Raw genomic sequence first — 15,597 nt, forward strand, 5'->3', positions numbered from 1 at the left:
GCGCGCCCACGCCCCACGGTCCGCCGTCCGGGGCCGTCCGTGCTGCCCCCATCCCCTGGTCCACCCGGGAGTGACCACCGTCGTGTCCGCGCCGCCCCGTCTCCTCAGCCCCCTCGTGCGCACGCGCACCAGGCTGGCCCTCACCCTCGGCCTCGTTCTGGCCGCCCTGACCGCCGCCCTGCTGCCGTGGTGGCTGCCCGGCGATTCGCCGGCCCCGCAGGCCGGCCCGCCCGCGGACGCCAGGCCCGCGGCGACCGGTCCCCGCGACGAGGCCGCCGCCGCGGCCGAGGCGGGGCGCACCGGCAAGCAGGTGCTCGTCGACACGGCGACCACGGCGACCTCGCGGACCTGGGCGCTGCCCGACGGCAAGATGCGCACCGAGATGGCCGCGCTGCCCCAGCGGGCGAAGAACGCCGAGGGGAGGTGGGCGCCGATCGACAATCGGCTGCGGCGGACCGGGAAGGCCGGCGACACCCTCGGCGTCCGCCCGGTCAACCCGGCCGTGCCCGTCCGGTTCTCCAGCGGCACCCCTGGGGGCAGGGACCGCGCCGACCGCTCCTACGCACGGCTGCCGCTGGCCGATGGTGCCGCCGAGCGGGACACCGTGCTGGCCGAGATGGACATCGACGGTCACACCGTCGCCTACACGTGGCCGGGCGAGCTGCCCGAGCCGGTGCTGGACGGCCCCCGGGCCCTGTATCCGGAGGTGCTGCCGGGTGTCGACCTGCTGCTGGTGGCGCGTGAGGAGGGCGGATTCGCCCAGCTGCTGATCGTCAAGGACCGCGAGGCCGCGCGCGGCGAGGCGCTGGCCGAGGTCTCCTACGGGCTGCGCTCGCGTACGGCGGTGTTCCGGTACGACGAGGACGGCAGCCGCGTGCGGGTGCTCGACGACGCCGGCAAGGAGATCGGCTCCGTCCCGACGCCGTTCGCCTGGGACTCCAGCGGCCGTGATCCCGAACTGGCCGGGGGCGAACCCCGCACCTCGGTCGCCACGTCGGCCGACGTGCTCAAGCTGTCCGGGCTGAGCGGCATCGAGCCCGGGGCGCGGCAGGCACAGCTGCGGGTGCGCCTGGCGGGCGACCGGACGAAGTCGGCCCGGATGGACCTCGGTCTGGGCCAGTCCAACCTGCTCACCGACGCGAAAACCCGCTTCCCGGTGTTCGTCGACCCGACCCTCAACGCTGCCTGGCAGGCGTGGACGGTGGCGTACAAGCCGTACCCGAACACCAACTTCTGGAACGGCACCAACTTCAGCTCCGGCACCTCGGACGCCCGCGTCGGCCACGAGAACGAGACGAACGGCACCGCCCGCTCCTTCTGGCGCATGAAGTACAGCAGCAGCCTGAAGGGCGCGACGGTCTCCGACGCCAAGTTCAAGGTGCTCAACAACCACTCCTGGTCGTGCACCGAGCGCCAGTTCCAGTTCTACCTGACCGGGGCGATCTCTTCCGGTACGACGTGGAACAAGCAGCCCAGCTGGGCAACGCTGCTCGACAAGCATTCCTTCGCCCACGGCTACTCCAGCGGCTGCAAGGACGAGTACGAGTCCTTCGACGTGGACGCCGCCGCCCAGAAGGGCGCCGACAACGGCTGGTCGAACATCACCTTCGGCATGCGGGCCACCACCGAGTCCGACACCCAGACCTGGCGGAAGTTCCGGGCGACCTCGGCGACGCTGACGGTCGACTACAACCGCAAGCCGAGCGAGCCCACCGGCGGAAAGACGTCGCCCGGCGGCGCCTGCTCGCCGGCCCCGGGCGCGGGCGTCACCGTCGGCAAGACCGACATCACCATCTCGGCGAACGCCAAGGACCCGGACGGCAACCTGAAGGCGCTCCAGTTCCGCTTCTGGAAAACCGGCGGAACCGCGGTCACCTACAGCAAGACACCGGACTCCAGCGGCACCGCCAGGCTGGTCGTCCCCACCTCGTCCCTGACGGACAAGACCACCTACTCGTGGGACGTGCGCGCCGTGGACAGCAACGACGCGGCCTCCACGTACTTCCCGCCGGGCACCGAACCCTGCCGGTTCACGATCGACGGCACGGCGCCGCCGCAACCCGAGATCGAGAGCGCCGACTTCCCGCAGGCCACCCCCGACGGCGAGACGTGGTCGAAGATCAAGTTCGGATCGACCGGCTCGGTGACCTTCACCTCGGCGGGCGCCGCGAAGTTCCAGTACGCGATCGAGGGCCTGGACTGGGTCTACGTGACGGCGGACGCCTCCGGCAAGGCCACCCTCCCCGCTCTGAAGCCGCCGCACGCCGGCCCGAACTGGCTCAACGTGTACGCCTACGACGCGTACGGCAACCGGAGCGTCCGCTCCGACCACGCCTTCTACGTGCCGCCGCGGGACACGGCCGACGCCCCCGGTGACACCGGCGGCGACGGGGTCCCCGACCTGCTGATCGTGGACGCCGGCGGCAACCTGTTCAACTGCGTGGGCAGCGAGGGCGGCGAACTGTACGGCTGCCTGGGCGCCGCCTACACCAAGGACGACAACTCCGCCGAGACGAAGCTGCACCCGCCGAACCACTGGTACGACCCGGCCACGGGCAAGGCCTCGCTGATCACCCACTACGCGGACGCCTACCCCGGCGACGGCGCCACCGACCTGTTCGCCGTCACCCCGGACGGCCGGTTCTGGCTCTACCCCGGTGACGGCTACGGCAGCTTCGACGTGAGCGAGCGAATCAGCATCCGGCTGCCCGCAGGCGTCCCCGCCCCGTCGACCTGGACGCAGATCAAGGCGGTCGGCGACATCACCGGCGACCGGCATCCCGACCTGGTGCTGCGGGCCGGCGCCGAGTTCTGGACGCTGTCCGGGTACACCGGTGCGACCTTCCGGACGGCCACGCTGATGAACGACGACGCCTGGGCGCGCCGGGAGATCGTCAACGTCGCCGACATCAACGGCGACAAGACCCCCGACCTGCTCTGGCGCAACCTGGACAACGGCAACATGTACGTCCGGCACGGCAAACCCGGTCCGGTCAGCGGCAGCGTGGACCTCGTCTCGCTCAAGCTCGCCGACGGTTCCCTCAACGGCGACGTGCCCTACGGCACGGGCTGGTCCGAGTCTTCGATGCCGACCGTCATCGGAATCCCCGACGTCAGCGGCGACGGTGTCCCCGACATCTGGGCCCGTCGGGGCTCCGACGGCCAGACGCGGATCTACCACCCGTCCAGGACCGACACGGGACGAGAGGTGAAGGTAGTCCTCACCGTGGACTGGAACGCGGTCAAGGCCTTCGGCTGACGTCCACCGGCATCGCGCCCGCCGAGCCCCGGCCGCCTCCCCCTTTCGGAGGCGGCCGGGGCTCGGCCGTCACCGCGGTGCGCGAGCCGGGGCGACCGTGGTACGGCGGTGCTCCGGGGATCAGGGACAATGGGCGCCATGAGCGTTCGTACCCAGTCATCCGAAGAACCGGCCGAGACTGTTCACCGGGCCGGCTTCGCCTGCTTCGTGGGCCGCCCCAACGCGGGCAAGTCCACCCTGACGAACGCTCTGGTCGGGCAGAAGGTGGCGATCACCTCCAACCGCCCGCAGACCACCCGGCACACGGTGCGCGGCATCGTGCACCGCGAGGACGCCCAGCTGATCCTGGTGGACACCCCGGGGCTGCACAAGCCGCGCACGCTGCTGGGCGAGCGGCTCAACGACGTGGTGCGCACCACGTGGGCCGAGGTGGACGTCATCGGCTTCTGCCTGCCGGCGAACGAGAAGCTGGGCCCCGGCGACCGCTTCATCGCCAAGGAGCTGGCGGGGATCAGGAAGACCCCGAAGGTCGCGATCGTCACCAAGACCGACCTGGTGGACTCCAAGACGCTGGCCGAGCAGCTGATCGCGGTCGACCAGCTGGGCAAGGAGCTGGGGATCGCCTGGGCGGAGATCGTCCCGGTGTCCGCCACGGCGAACCAGCAGGTCGACCTGCTGGCCGACCTCCTCACCCCGCTGCTGCCCGAGGGCCCGGCGCTCTATCCCGAGGGCGACCTGACGGACGAGCCCGAGCAGGTCATGGTCGCGGAGCTGATCCGCGAGGCCGCGCTGGAGGGCGTACGCGACGAGCTGCCGCACTCCATCGCGGTGGTCGTCGAGGAGATGCTCCCGCGCGAGGACCGCCCGGCCGACAAGCCGCTCCTCGACATCCACGCCAACGTCTACATCGAGCGCCCCAGCCAGAAGGGCATCATCATCGGCCCCAAGGGCAAGCGGCTGAAGGACGTCGGCATCAAGTCCCGCACCCAGATCGAGGCCCTCCTGGGGACCCCGGTCTTCCTGGACCTGCACGTGAAGGTCGCCAAGGACTGGCAGCGGGACCCGAAGCAGCTCCGGCGGCTCGGGTTCTGAGCCGCCACCGGGCACCGCGGGCCCCGGAACCGCCCGACCGGCCCCACAGCCGCACCCCGCCACGCGGCGGTAGCCGCACATCGATACAGCCTGGACCTGCACGTGAAGGTCGCCAAGGACTGGCAGCGGGACCCGAAGCAGCTCCGGCGGCTCGGGTTCTGAAGCCCTCGAAGAGCGGTGGCGGTCAGGGGGTCGGGCGGCGGAAGCCGATGGTCGGGACCGCGCGGCGCAGGGGCCAGGAGCCGGGCAGGGCGTCGGGGACCAGGCCGGCCAGGAAGGCGTAGCGGCGCAGGGCCGTCGGGTCCTGGCTCTCGACCGACTGGACCTTGCGCCACCAGGTGGCGATCTCGCACCAGCCGGGGGCCGACAGCGAGCCGCCGAACTCCTGGACGGAGAGGGCGGCGGTCAGGCCCGCGAAGGCGAGCCGGTCGGCGAGCGGCCAGCCGGCCAGGGTGCCGGTGACGAAGCCGGCCACGAAGACGTCCCCGGCACCGGTCGGGTCCAGGGCCTCCACCTCGATCGCCGGGACCTCGGCGCTCTCCCCCGTGCGCCGGTCGACCGCGTACGCGCCGTCCGCGCCGAGGGTCACCACCGCGAGCGGCACGTGCTCGGTCAGGGCGTGCGCGGCGGCGCGCGGGCAGGTGGCGCCGGTGTAGCGCATGGCCTCCTCCGCGTTCGGCAGGAACGCCTCGCAGTGCGCGAGGTCGGGCAGTCCGGCCAGGTCCCAGGCGCCGGTCTCGTCCCAGCCGACGTCGGCGAAGACGCGGGTGCCGCGCGAGGCGGCCTTGGCGATCCAGGGGGCGCGGACACCGGGCGTGAGGGAGGCGACGGCGGCACGCGCGCGGGGCGGGCAGTCGGGGGACGGCTCCTCCGGCGGAGGCTCGTGGCCGTGGGAGACCATCGTGCGCTCCCCCTCGTACGCCATCGAGACCGTCACCGGCGAGTGCCAGCCGGGCACGGTGCGGGACGGGGACAGGTCGATGCCCTCGCCCCGGGCGAGCGCGTCCCAGCAGTAGTCGCCGTAGTGGTCGTCGCCGAAGGCGGCGGCCAGCGAGGTGCGCAGGCCGAGGCGGGCCAGCGCGGTCGCCATGTTCGCCACGCCGCCGGGGCTCGAGCCCATCCCGCGGGCCCAGGACTCGGTTCCGCGCACCGGGGCGGAGTCGAGTCCGGTGAAGACGACGTCGAGGAAGACGGTGCCCGTCAGGTACACGTCCCAGGGCGGGTCCTGCGGGGTGCGCAGGGCGGCGAGGGGATCGGCCTCGGGCCGGTGGTGCGGTCCCTCGCCCTGGGTGTGGCGGTGTGTTCTCTCCTCGGCCGGCACGACGGGCATGGCGGGCATGTCGGACGCGGCGGCAGTGGACACGGTGGAGGCTGTCACGGTGCGCTCCCTGGCATGGTGCGGGTCAGGCCAGTGTGCACCACGGCGCGGACAACCCGGCGGAGGAACCGGGACCGCCGGTCACCAGCGCGGCACCGCCGGGGTGACCCACGACGGGTCGGCGACCCGCATCGCGGCCGCGTCGTCGCGCTCGCGGAGCGTGCCGTCGTCGTCGAGCCAGCGGCGGTGGAGGAACGCCAGCCGGTCGCGGTCGAGTTCGACGCCGAGGCCGGGGGCGTCGGAGACGGCGACCCTGCCGCCGTCGAAGGTGAGCCGTTCGGTGAGCACGTCCTCGGACTGCCAGGGGTAGTGGGAGTCGCAGGCGTGGTGGAGGCCGGGCACGGTGGCCGCCACGTGGGTCATGGCGGCGAGGCTGATGCCGAGGTGGGTGTTGGAGTGCATGGACACTCCGACGCCGAAGGTGCGGCACACGGCGGCGAGTTGCCGGGTGTTGCGCAGCCCGCCCCAGTAGTGGTGGTCGGAGAGCACGACCTGCACGGCCCCGCTGGTGAACGCCTCCTGGATCTCGGCGAACGTCGTCACGCACATGTTGGTCGCGAGCGGCACCCCGGTACGCGCCGCGACCTCGGCCATCGCGGGCGTGCCGAGGGCCGGGTCCTCCAGGTACTCCAGGACGTCACCGAGTTCCCCGGCGACCCTCAGCGACGTCTGAACGGACCAGGCCCCGTTGGGGTCCAGGCGCAGGGGGTGTCCGGGGAACGCCTCGGCGAGGGCCCGGACGGCGGCGATCTCCTCGTCGGGCGGGAAGACGCCGCCCTTGAGCTTGAAGGAGGTGAAGCCGTACCGCTCGGTGAAGGCGCGGGCCTGGGCGACGATCCCGGCCGGGTCGAGCGCGGCACCCCAGTCGTCCTTCTCGCTCGCCACGCCCTCGGGGTGGTCGGCCCACTTGTAGAAGAGGTACGCGCTGTACTCGACGGTGTCGCGGACCTTGCCGCCGAGCAGCGTGTGCACGGGCAGGCCGAGCGCCTTGCCGAGGGCGTCGAGGCAGGCGACCTCGAAGCCGGAGACGACGGACAGGCGCAGTTTGTCGGCGGTCTGGACGCCGCGCAGCCCGCCGACGTCGACCTGTGCGGAGACCCGGGAGGAGTCGACGGCGACCTCGTCGGCCAGGGTGAACAGGCCGTTGAGGTCGCTCACCCGACGCCCCACCAGTGTGGCCGCGAACGGGCGGGCCAGTTCCAGGTACTTGGTGTCGCCGTAGGTCTCGCCGACGCCCGTGATCCCGTCGGCGGTCTCGACCTCGACGATCAGCCGGGGGGTGTACGGCTGGTGCACGCCCTGCGTGTTGAGCAGCGGCGGGTCCGCGACGAGGATCGGCGTGAGGCGGACGGCGGTGATGGTGAGGTCGCGGGTCACGGGGCGGCTCCTACGAGGTCGAGTCCGGTGGGAGCTCGTCATCTCCACCGTCCCTTGTCTCCGTATGTAGATGTTATCCATGTATGAAGATGGAGATTAGATAGGCGACCCTGGAGCGTCAATGGGTCGGCATCCCGCGGGGCCGCGTCCGCACCGGCCTCGACCCCGACCCGCGGGCGCGGATGGCGCCGGATCACGGGGCGCGGACCGTGGCGGCGGTGCGGGAGACCAGGGCCAGACTGGAGGCGGCGATTCCGGCCGGAAACGGCTCGATCCACCGACATTGGCGCCCGCTGCTACCCGGCCTCGAAACTCCCAAACGGGTATGTGACCTAGATCACATCGACTCGCCTGTTTCGGGGCTCCTTCCGCTTGATACAAATTGCCCGCGCGCCCCTCTCGGTCGACGGGTCGTCGCCCCCTCCCTCCCCACCGTCCCTTTCGCATGCCCCGGGAACGCCCGTGTTCGCCCCCCGCACCACCCCCTGGCCCCTCGTCGCCCTGTTCACGGCCGGGTACCTGCCTCCGTACCTGCTGCCCACCACCGTCGGCAGACTCGACACCAGCCTTCCGCTGTCCACCACGCAGGCGGGCGCCGTCGGCAGCGCGCTGCTGCTGAGTTCGGCGACCGCGGGCTTCCTGCTGGCCTCCCGGGTGCAGCGGTTCGGCGCCCGGACACCGGCCCGCCTCGGCCTCGTACTGGCCGTCCTCGGCTACGGCGCCGCCGCGCTCACCACCGCCGTCCCGGCCGTCGTCCTGGGCGCGGTCGTGGGCGGTTTCGGATCGGGCACGGCCATGACGGTCGCCGCCACCCGGATCGCCGCAGAGAAGGATCCCCACCGCGCCTCCACGGTGGGCCTGCTGAGCGTGTCCGCGCTGGCCGGTGCCGTGTACCTGACGGTGCCGCACCTCGGCCGGGCGCACGGGCTGCCGCTGGCCGCGATCGCCCTGACGGCGCTGGCGGTGTGGCCGCTGACCGGCCGCCTGCCGGGCCCGGCGGCCGCCTCCCCGGCCGCACCCGGCACCGACGCCACCGCCCCGCTCCCCACCGCCGTTCGGGACTCGTCCTCGCCGTCACCGTGCTGTGCTGGTCCCTGGCCCAGAACTCCCTGTGGGGTGTCAGCGGCCGGATCGGGCTGACGCAGGCCGGCCTCGGTGACGCCGCCCTCGGGGTCGTCTTCGCGGTCGCGCTGGGCGCGGGCCTGGTGGGCGTGCTGGTGGCGGGGGCGTTCGGGCCGCGGCTGGGGCGGGCGATGCCCGTCGGCGGCGGCACGGTGCTCATCGCGGGCTGCATCGCGGTGAGCGCGTCGGCGACGACCCCGACGGCCTTCGCCACCGGGGAGATCGCCTGGAACACCGTCTACCCGGTCGTCCTGTCGTACCTGATCGGCCTCGCCGCCTCGCTCGACGCGCGCGGCCGGTGGGCGGTGCTCGTCGGCTCGGCGTCCTCGCTGGGCACGGCGGCCGGGCCGCTGGCCGGCAGTGTCCTGTCGGCGCAGGCCGGTTACGCGGGCATGGGGATGGTCCTGGCCGCCGGGCTGCTGCTGGTCGCCGCGCCGATGACCGCCGTCGCGCTGCACACCGCGGGGCGCCCGCTGCTGCCCGGCGCGATCCGCCGCCGCGGCGGCACCCCGGCCGCGCTGGTCGCCGCCGCCACGGGAACGCCGAGCGGTGCGGTGCCCGAGGTCGGTGCCGTGGAGCAGCCGGTCGTGGAGATCGACGTGGAGGTCCCGGCGGTGGCCGTCCAGGGCGACTACGACACGGCCGGACCCCGGCAGGCGGCGGCCACACCGGGGTCCGGGCCGGGCTGAGGCCCGCGCGCGGGATCCGCTACGCGGCGGGGAACTCGTAGGCGTCGACCTCCGCGAGGTACCGCGCCCGCAGTTCCTCGTCGTCCTCCAGGAAGGAGGCGAGGAACGAGTTGCGGGCCAGCTCCCGCAGCCGCTCGCCGGTCAGGCCGAGGGCCTGGCGCACGGCGTCGAAGTTGTCGCCCGCGTAGCCGCCGAAGTAGGCCGGGTCGTCGGAGTTCACCGTGCACATCAGGCCCGCGTCGAGCATCGCGGGCAGCGGGTGGTCGGCGAGGGTGTCGACCGTGCGCAGCCGCACGTTGGACAGCGGGCACAGGGTGAGCGGGACGCGCTCGCGCACCAGCCGCTCGACCAGCGCCGGGTCCTCCACCGAGCGCAGCCCGTGGTCGATCCGTTCGACGCCGAGGATGTCGAGGGCCTCGACGACGTACTCGGGCGGCCCCTCCTCGCCCGCGTGCGCGACCCGGCGCAGGCCGAGGGCGGCGGCGGCCGCGTACACCTCGCGGAACTTGACCGGCGGGTGGCCGACCTCGGCCGAGTCCAGGCCGACACCGGTGATGCGGTCCAGGTAGGGCTTGGCGGCGTCCAGGGTCCGCATCGCGGACTCGGCGGACTCGTCGCGCAGGAAGCAGAGGATCAGCCGGGTGGAGACCCCGTGGTTCTCCCGGCCGCTCGCCAGCGCCCGCCACAGCCCCTCCACGACCGTGCCCATCTCCACGCCCCGGGCGAGGTGGGCCTGCGGGTCGAAGAAGACCTCGGCGTGCCGGACGCCCTGGGCGGCGGCGCGGGCGAGGTAGGCGTTGGCCAGGTCCTCGAAGTCCCGCTCGGTGCGCAGGACGGCCATCAGTTCGTAGTACAGGTTCAGGAAGGACTGGAGGTCCTCGAAGCGGTACGCCTCGCGCAGCGCGTCCTCGTCCGCGTACGGCAGGGACACGCCGTTGCGGGCGGCCAGCGCGAAGGCCAGCTCGGGTTCCAGGGTGCCTTCGATGTGGAGGTGCAGTTCAGCTTTGGGCAGGGGCATCAGAGCATCGTACGGCGGTTTCACCGACGTTTCGGAACCGGTACGCGGGTGAGGTCCCGGGCCACGGTCAGCTCGCCCTCGTAACCGGCGGCGCGCGCCTGGCGTTCGAACTCCACGGGCTCGGCGTAGCGCTGGCTGAAGTGGGTCAGGACCAGGTGCCGTACGCCGGCGTCCCGGGCGACCCGGGCGGCCTGGCCGGCGGTGAGGTGGCCGTGGTCGGTGGCGAGGGTCTCGTCCTCGTCGAGGAAGGTGGACTCGATCACCAGCAGGTCGCAGCCCTCGGCGAGCGCGTGCACGCCCTCGCACAGCCGGGTGTCCATGACGAACGCGAACCGCTGGCCGCGGCGGACCTCGCTGACCTCGTCGAGCGCGACGCCGCCCAGGGAGCCGTCGCGCTGGATGCGGCCGACGTCGGGGCCCTTGATGCCGTGCGCGGCGAGGCGGTCGGGCAGCATGCGGCGGCCGTCGGGCTCGGTGAGCCGGTAGCCGTACGACTCGACGGGGTGGGAGAGCTTGCGGGCGTCCAGGGTGTAGGCGGGGGTGACCGCGAGGGGGCCGTCGGCGGCGACCGGGGACTCGGTGAGCAAGACGGTCTCGCGGTAGGCGGTGGCGTACCGCAGGCGCTCGAAGAACCGCTGCCCGGAGCGCGGGTAGTGGGCGGTGATCTCGTGCGGGACCCGGTCGAGGTTGATGCGCTGGATGACGCCGGCGAGGCCCAGGCTGTGGTCGCCGTGGAAGTGGGTGACGCAGATCCGGTTCAGGTCGTGGGCGGCGACCCCGGCGCGCAGCATCTGGCGCTGGGTGCCCTCGCCGGGGTCGAACAGGATGCCCTCGCCGTCCCAGCGCAGCAGGTAGCCGTTGTGGTTGCGGTGCCGGGTCGGGACCTGGCTGGCGGTGCCGAGGACGACGAGTTCACGTACGGACACGGTGCCTGTCCGGGCCTATCCGGGGGGCCATTCCAGGCCGCGGCCGCCGAGCACGTGGGCGTGTGCGTGCCACACGGTCTGTCCGGCGCCGCTGCCGGTGTTGAAGACGGTGCGGTAGCTCTCCAGCTTCTCGTCGGCGGCGACGGCCCGGGTCTCGCGCAGGACGTCGGCGGCGAGCTGCGGGGCTTCGGCGGCGAGGGCGGCGGCGTCCTTGTGGTGGGCCTTGGGGATCACCAGGACGTGGGTGGGGGCCTGGGGGTTGATGTCCCGGAACGCGACGGTGGTGTCCGTCTCGCGGACGATCGTCGCGGGGATCTGCCCTGCGACGATCTTGCAGAACAGACAGTCGTCCTGTGGCTCGCCAGTCACTTGGCTCTCCTCACACCGGTGATCTTCTGTGGGCATCGTATCCGCCGCCGTAGCTGCGGGCAGTGGTGCCTCCCCCAGTGCCTGAACGGCCTGGGAGGTACCCCCAGGGCGGCACGGGTGGGCGCAGCGGCACCCGGCCGGCGCCGGACCGCGCCCCCGCCCGCCGTCAGGGCAGCGCCGGCGGTGTCTTCGCCGGGGTCTCCTCCAGCGCCGCCAGCGCCAGCGCGATCGCCTCGTCCAGCTGGGGATCACGGCCCGCCGCGTGATCCTGCGGACGCTGCGGCACCTCCACGTCCGGATCGACGCCGTGGTTCTCCACGCCCCAGCCGTAGCCCTCCAGCCAGAACGCGTACTTCGGCTGTGTGATCAGCGTGCCGTCGACCAGCCGGTAGCGGCTGTCGATGCCGATGACGCCGCCCCAGGTGCGGACCCCGACGACCGGGCCGATGCCCAGCGCTTTGATCGCGGCGTTGACGATGTCGCCGTCGGAACCGGAGAACTCGTTGGCGACCGCGACGACCGGCCCGCGGGGCGCGTCCTGCGGGTAGCTGGTCGGCCGCATGCCGCGCGGCAGGTCCCAGCCGACGATGCGCCGGGCCAGCTTCTCCACCACCAGCTGGGAGGTGTGCCCGCCGCGGTTCTCGCGGACGTCGACGACCAGGCCCTCCCTGGCCACCTCGACGCGCAGGTCACGGTGGATCTGGGCCCACCCGGGCGCCTGCATGTCCGGGACGTGCAGGTAGCCGAGCCGGCCGCCGGACTTCTCGTGGACGTAGGCGCGGCGGTCGGCGACCCAGGCGTGGTAGCGCAGCGGCTCCTCGTCGGCGAGCGGGACGACGACGGCGTGCCGCACCTCTCCGCCGCCCGACGGGGAGACGGTCAGCTCGACCGGCTTGCCCGCCGTGCCGACGAGCAGCGGGCCGGGTCCGGTGACCGGGTCGACGGCCTGCCCGGCGACCGCGACGATCGCGTCCCCGGCGCGCACCGCGACACCGGGTGCGGCGAGCGGGGAGCGGGCGTCCGGGTCGGAGGTCTCGGACGGCAGGACGCGGTCGATGCGCCAGGCGCCGTCCTCGTGGCGGGAGAGGTCGGCGCCGAGCAGGCCCTGCCGGGCGCCGGAGCCGTGGCCGCCGCGCGGGGTGACGTAGGCGTGCGAGGTGCCGAGTTCGCCGTGCACCTCCCACAGGAGGTCGACCAGGTCGTCGTGGGTGGCGACGCGGTCGAGGACGGGCCGGTAGCGGTCCAGGACGCCGTCCCAGTCGACGCCGTTCATGTCGGCCCGCCAGTAGTGGTCCCGCATGATGCGGCCGGTCTCGTCGAACATCTGCCGCCACTCGGCGGCCGGTTCGACGGTCTGCCGGACCCGGCCCAGGTCGACACTGATGTTGGTGTCGCTGTCCTCGTCCCCGGAGGCCCGCCGGTCGCTGGGTACGACCTTGAGCCGTCCGTCGGTCCACAGCAGCACACGCTTGCCGTCGCCGCTGACCTCGAAGTGGTCGGCGTCGCCGCCGAGGTGCTCGACGCGCTGCTGGGCGAGGTCGTAGCGCTCCAGCTCGGTGTTCGGGTCGGGGTCCTCGGGGTTGGCCCGGGAGGCGCCGAGGACGCCGGTGAGCGGGTGGCGCAGCCACAGGACGCCGTCCTTGGCGGCGCGCAGCCGGGAGTAGCGGGCGGCCTCGACCGGGAAGGGCACGATGCGGTCGGCGAGGCCCTCGATGTCGATCCGGGTGGTGGGGGTGCCCTCGCTGTCGGGGGTCTCCTCGCGGTCCGAGGTCTCGAAGGGGCGGCCGTGGCGCTGCGGGCCGAAGGGCGAGGGGGTGGTCGCGGCGAGCGTGATCAGGTACGGCCGGGCGCCCTCGACGAAGGCCAGGTCGAAGACGTGCTCGTCGTAGACCGGGTCGAAGGAGCGGGTGGAGAGGAAGGCGAGGTGCTTGCCGTCCAGGGTGAAGGCCGGCGAGTAGTCCTTGAAGCGCAGCGGCGTCGCCTCGCTCACGGACAGGTCGGTGGTGTTGGCGAGCTTGAGCTGGCGCAGCGGCTCCGGACCGGGGTGGGACCAGGCGAGCCAGGCCGAGTCCGGAGAGAAGACCAGGCCGGAGGCGTCGCCGTCCTCGCTGCGGTCGACCTCGCGGACCTCGCCGCTCTCGCGCTCGACGAGCAGGACCCGCCCGTCGTGCGAGGCGACGGCGACGCGGCTGCCGTCCGGGGCGACGGCGAGGTGCAGCACCCGGCCGAGCTGCCCGGCGGCCAGGCGGCGTGCGGTGGCGCCGGGGGCGAGTCCGGTAGCGGGCGCGAACTCCAGGGCGTCGTCGCCCTCGGCGTCCGTCACCCACACCACCCACTCCTCGCCGTCGGCGCGGAAGGTGCGCGGCAGCCGGGTGCGCACGCCGGGCGTGGCCGCGAGGGCGCGGGCGGGTCCGGAGCGGTGGGTGACCCAGTGCACGCCGCCGCGTACGGCGACGGCACTGCCGCGCGCCGTGTGGTCGGGGGACGCGGAGCCGAACCAGCGGGCGGCGTTGACCGGGTACGACTGGAGGTCGACGCGGGCGCCGCCGAGACGGATGTCCAGGCGGCGCGGTTCGGCGCCGTCGAGGTCGTCCAGGGTCCACAGCTCACCGGCGGAGGAGTAGACGACGCGGGTACCGTCGGTCGCCGCGTGCCGGGCGTAGAAACCGTCGACCGGTGTGTGCCGGCGCAGGTCGGAGCCGTCGGCGAGGGAGGAGTAGAGGGCGCCGGTGCCCTCGTGGTCGGAGAGGAAGGCGATCCGGTCACCGACCCAGAAGGGGTACTCGATGTTGCCGTCGAGGCCGTCGTGCAGGCGGGCGAACTCGCCGTCGTCCTCACGGTCGATCCACAGCTTGCCCGCGGTGCCGCCCCGGTACCGCTTCCACCAGGCGGCCTCGCGGCCCATCGGTGCGGACAGCAGCACGGTGTGCGGGCCCTGAGCGACGTCGCCGACGGGGCCGTAGGGCAGGGTGGTCGCCGGTCCGCCGTCGAGCGGGACCGCGCGGGCCCAGCTGCGGCGCAGGCTGGCCTGGCCGTAGGTGCTCAGGGCGAGGACGCGGCCCTCGGCGGTCCAGCCGCGTACCTGGGTCCTGATGCTGCCCCAGTGGGTGAGGCGCTTGGCGGGGCCGCCGTCGACGGGCGCGACGTGCACCTCGGGGGCGCCGTCACGGGTGGAGGTCCAGGCGACCTTGGTGCCGTCGGGCGAGATGCGCGGGTGGTTCACCGGCACGTTGTCGGCGCTGACCCGCCAGGCCCGGCCGCCGTCGAGCGGGGCGAGCCACACGTCGTCCTCGGCGGTGAAGGCGACCAACTCGCCGTGCGGGTGCGGAAAGCGGAGGTAGGCAGGCGCTGCGGGCTGAGTCACCCCCATACCCTATGCAGGGGCGCGGCCCGCCGACAGAGGTTTGGATCACTTCCCGGCCGAGGACCCGTTCCTTCCGGCTACTTGCCCTCCACCGGCCGGCAGTGCGGGTCGTCCGGGCACCAGATGGTCCGGGTGACGGTCACGGTGGGCCCCGGCCCGTTCTGGGAGGGCCGGTTCGCGGGCGGGGCGCTGGTGGCGTCGCAGTCGCCCAGCCCCTTCACCCGGAACCGCTCCTTGCCGTCCACCTTCGCGGTCAGGCTGCCGCGCACGCAGGCGCCGTTGACGACCCGGGTGACCTTGCCGTCGACGGTGACGTCCTTGCCGTCGTCGGTCCTGCCCTCGCAGTGCACGGAGGCGACCGCGTCCTCGCTCGCCGAGGCCGTGGTGCCCTTGTCGCCGTAGGAGGCGGTGCAGGTGAGCCAGCGCACCTCCGCCTGCTGCCGCTGCAGTTCCCGGGTCACGGTCTGGTCGGTCGTGTGGGCGACCGTCGCGGAGCTGAGTCCGCCCGGCTCGCACGCGACGAGACCACCGACGGCGACGGCCGCGCCGACGGCCACCGGAGCGATGCGCCGAATCCGTCTCATTGCCCACATGAAGGGCAGCGTCCCATCGGTCGGGGACCCGGGGGTAGGGCGCATACGGCCACTCCTCACTACCGTGGGCGCCATGGGCAACGACCGCAGGCAGCGCAGGCTCGTCATGGACGAACGCGCCACCTGGCTGTGGAGTCACCGGCAGAAACGGGGCCGCGACGGCGTCTGGCGGGACGCGCTCACGCTGTACCGGGACGGGGTCCGGGTCCGGTTCGTCTTCCGAGCGGGTGCGCCCGGCTCCGGGCGGTGGACCACGGAGGGCGGCTCCTGGTACGAGGGCTGCGTGGGGGACGGCCGCGGCAACCTGCTCAACCTGCGCGAACCCGGGGTCGTACGGGCGCTGGTCGAGGAGGCCGGGCGGCGTGCGCTGCTGCCCGGGCCCGGGGGCCGGCCGGTGGAGCTGGACGGCT

Annotated in this window: 9 protein-coding genes and 1 pseudogene; 3 read left to right on the forward strand and 7 right to left on the reverse strand. The window is 73.4% G+C overall.

The genetic code is table 11. The annotated features are described in order from the left end of the window. The first annotated feature begins 82 nt into the window (after window positions 1-82). Entirely contained in the window at window positions 83-3,259 is a 3,177-nt protein-coding gene (locus tag C4J65_RS09590) for a DNRLRE domain-containing protein (RefSeq protein WP_205350980.1), read from the forward strand. A gap of 138 nt (window positions 3,260-3,397) precedes the next feature. Continuing rightward, window positions 3,398-4,351 carry a GTPase Era gene (gene era / locus C4J65_RS09595; RefSeq protein WP_162833100.1) on the forward strand — a complete coding sequence of 318 codons (954 nt, stop codon included), beginning with the start codon at window positions 3,398-3,400 and terminating at the stop codon, window positions 4,349-4,351. A 184-nt stretch (window positions 4,352-4,535) separates the two neighbouring features. Here the strand turns inward: era and C4J65_RS09600 are convergent, their stop codons facing one another. After that, window positions 4,536-5,729, reverse strand: a complete 1,194-nt coding sequence (locus C4J65_RS09600) for a PfkB family carbohydrate kinase (protein ID WP_115742037.1) — start codon at window positions 5,727-5,729, stop codon at window positions 4,536-4,538. Between the two features lie 81 nt (window positions 5,730-5,810). Next, entirely contained in the window at window positions 5,811-7,106 is a 1,296-nt protein-coding gene (locus C4J65_RS09605) for a glucarate dehydratase family protein (protein WP_115742038.1), read from the reverse strand. Window positions 7,107-7,568: 462 nt separating this feature from the next. On the opposite strand from C4J65_RS09605, the pseudogene C4J65_RS09610 reads away from it, so the two are divergent. Then, window positions 7,569-8,917, forward strand: a pseudogene (locus C4J65_RS09610) (MFS transporter). Window positions 8,918-8,936: 19 nt separating this feature from the next. On the opposite strand, the gene C4J65_RS09615 reads toward C4J65_RS09610, so the two are convergent. The 5 genes from C4J65_RS09615 to C4J65_RS09635 all read right to left on the reverse strand — a co-directional run bounded on the left by C4J65_RS09615 (window position 8,937) and on the right by C4J65_RS09635 (window position 15,187). Then, window positions 8,937-9,935 carry an adenosine deaminase gene (locus tag C4J65_RS09615; protein WP_162833102.1) on the reverse strand — a complete coding sequence of 333 codons (999 nt, stop codon included), beginning with the start codon at window positions 9,933-9,935 and terminating at the stop codon, window positions 8,937-8,939. Window positions 9,936-9,955: 20 nt separating this feature from the next. Next, window positions 9,956-10,861, reverse strand: a complete 906-nt coding sequence (locus C4J65_RS09620) for a ribonuclease Z (protein WP_115742040.1) — start codon at window positions 10,859-10,861, stop codon at window positions 9,956-9,958. A 15-nt stretch (window positions 10,862-10,876) separates the two neighbouring features. Next, a complete protein-coding gene (locus C4J65_RS09625) occupies window positions 10,877-11,230 on the reverse strand; it encodes a histidine triad nucleotide-binding protein (RefSeq protein ID WP_115742041.1) in 354 nt (117 codons plus the stop codon). Window positions 11,231-11,396: 166 nt separating this feature from the next. Then, window positions 11,397-14,600, reverse strand: coding sequence for a S41 family peptidase (locus tag C4J65_RS09630; RefSeq protein WP_115742042.1), 3,204 nt, complete (start codon window positions 14,598-14,600; stop codon window positions 11,397-11,399). 71 nt (window positions 14,601-14,671) lie between these two features. Beyond that, window positions 14,672-15,187 (reverse strand): hypothetical protein, encoded by a 516-nt coding sequence (locus tag C4J65_RS09635; protein ID WP_115742043.1) that lies wholly within the window; start codon window positions 15,185-15,187, stop codon window positions 14,672-14,674. Window positions 15,188-15,597 lie beyond the last annotated feature (410 nt).

The organism is Streptomyces sp. CB09001 (assembly GCF_003369795.1).
Lineage (GTDB): Bacteria > Actinomycetota > Actinomycetes > Streptomycetales > Streptomycetaceae > Streptomyces.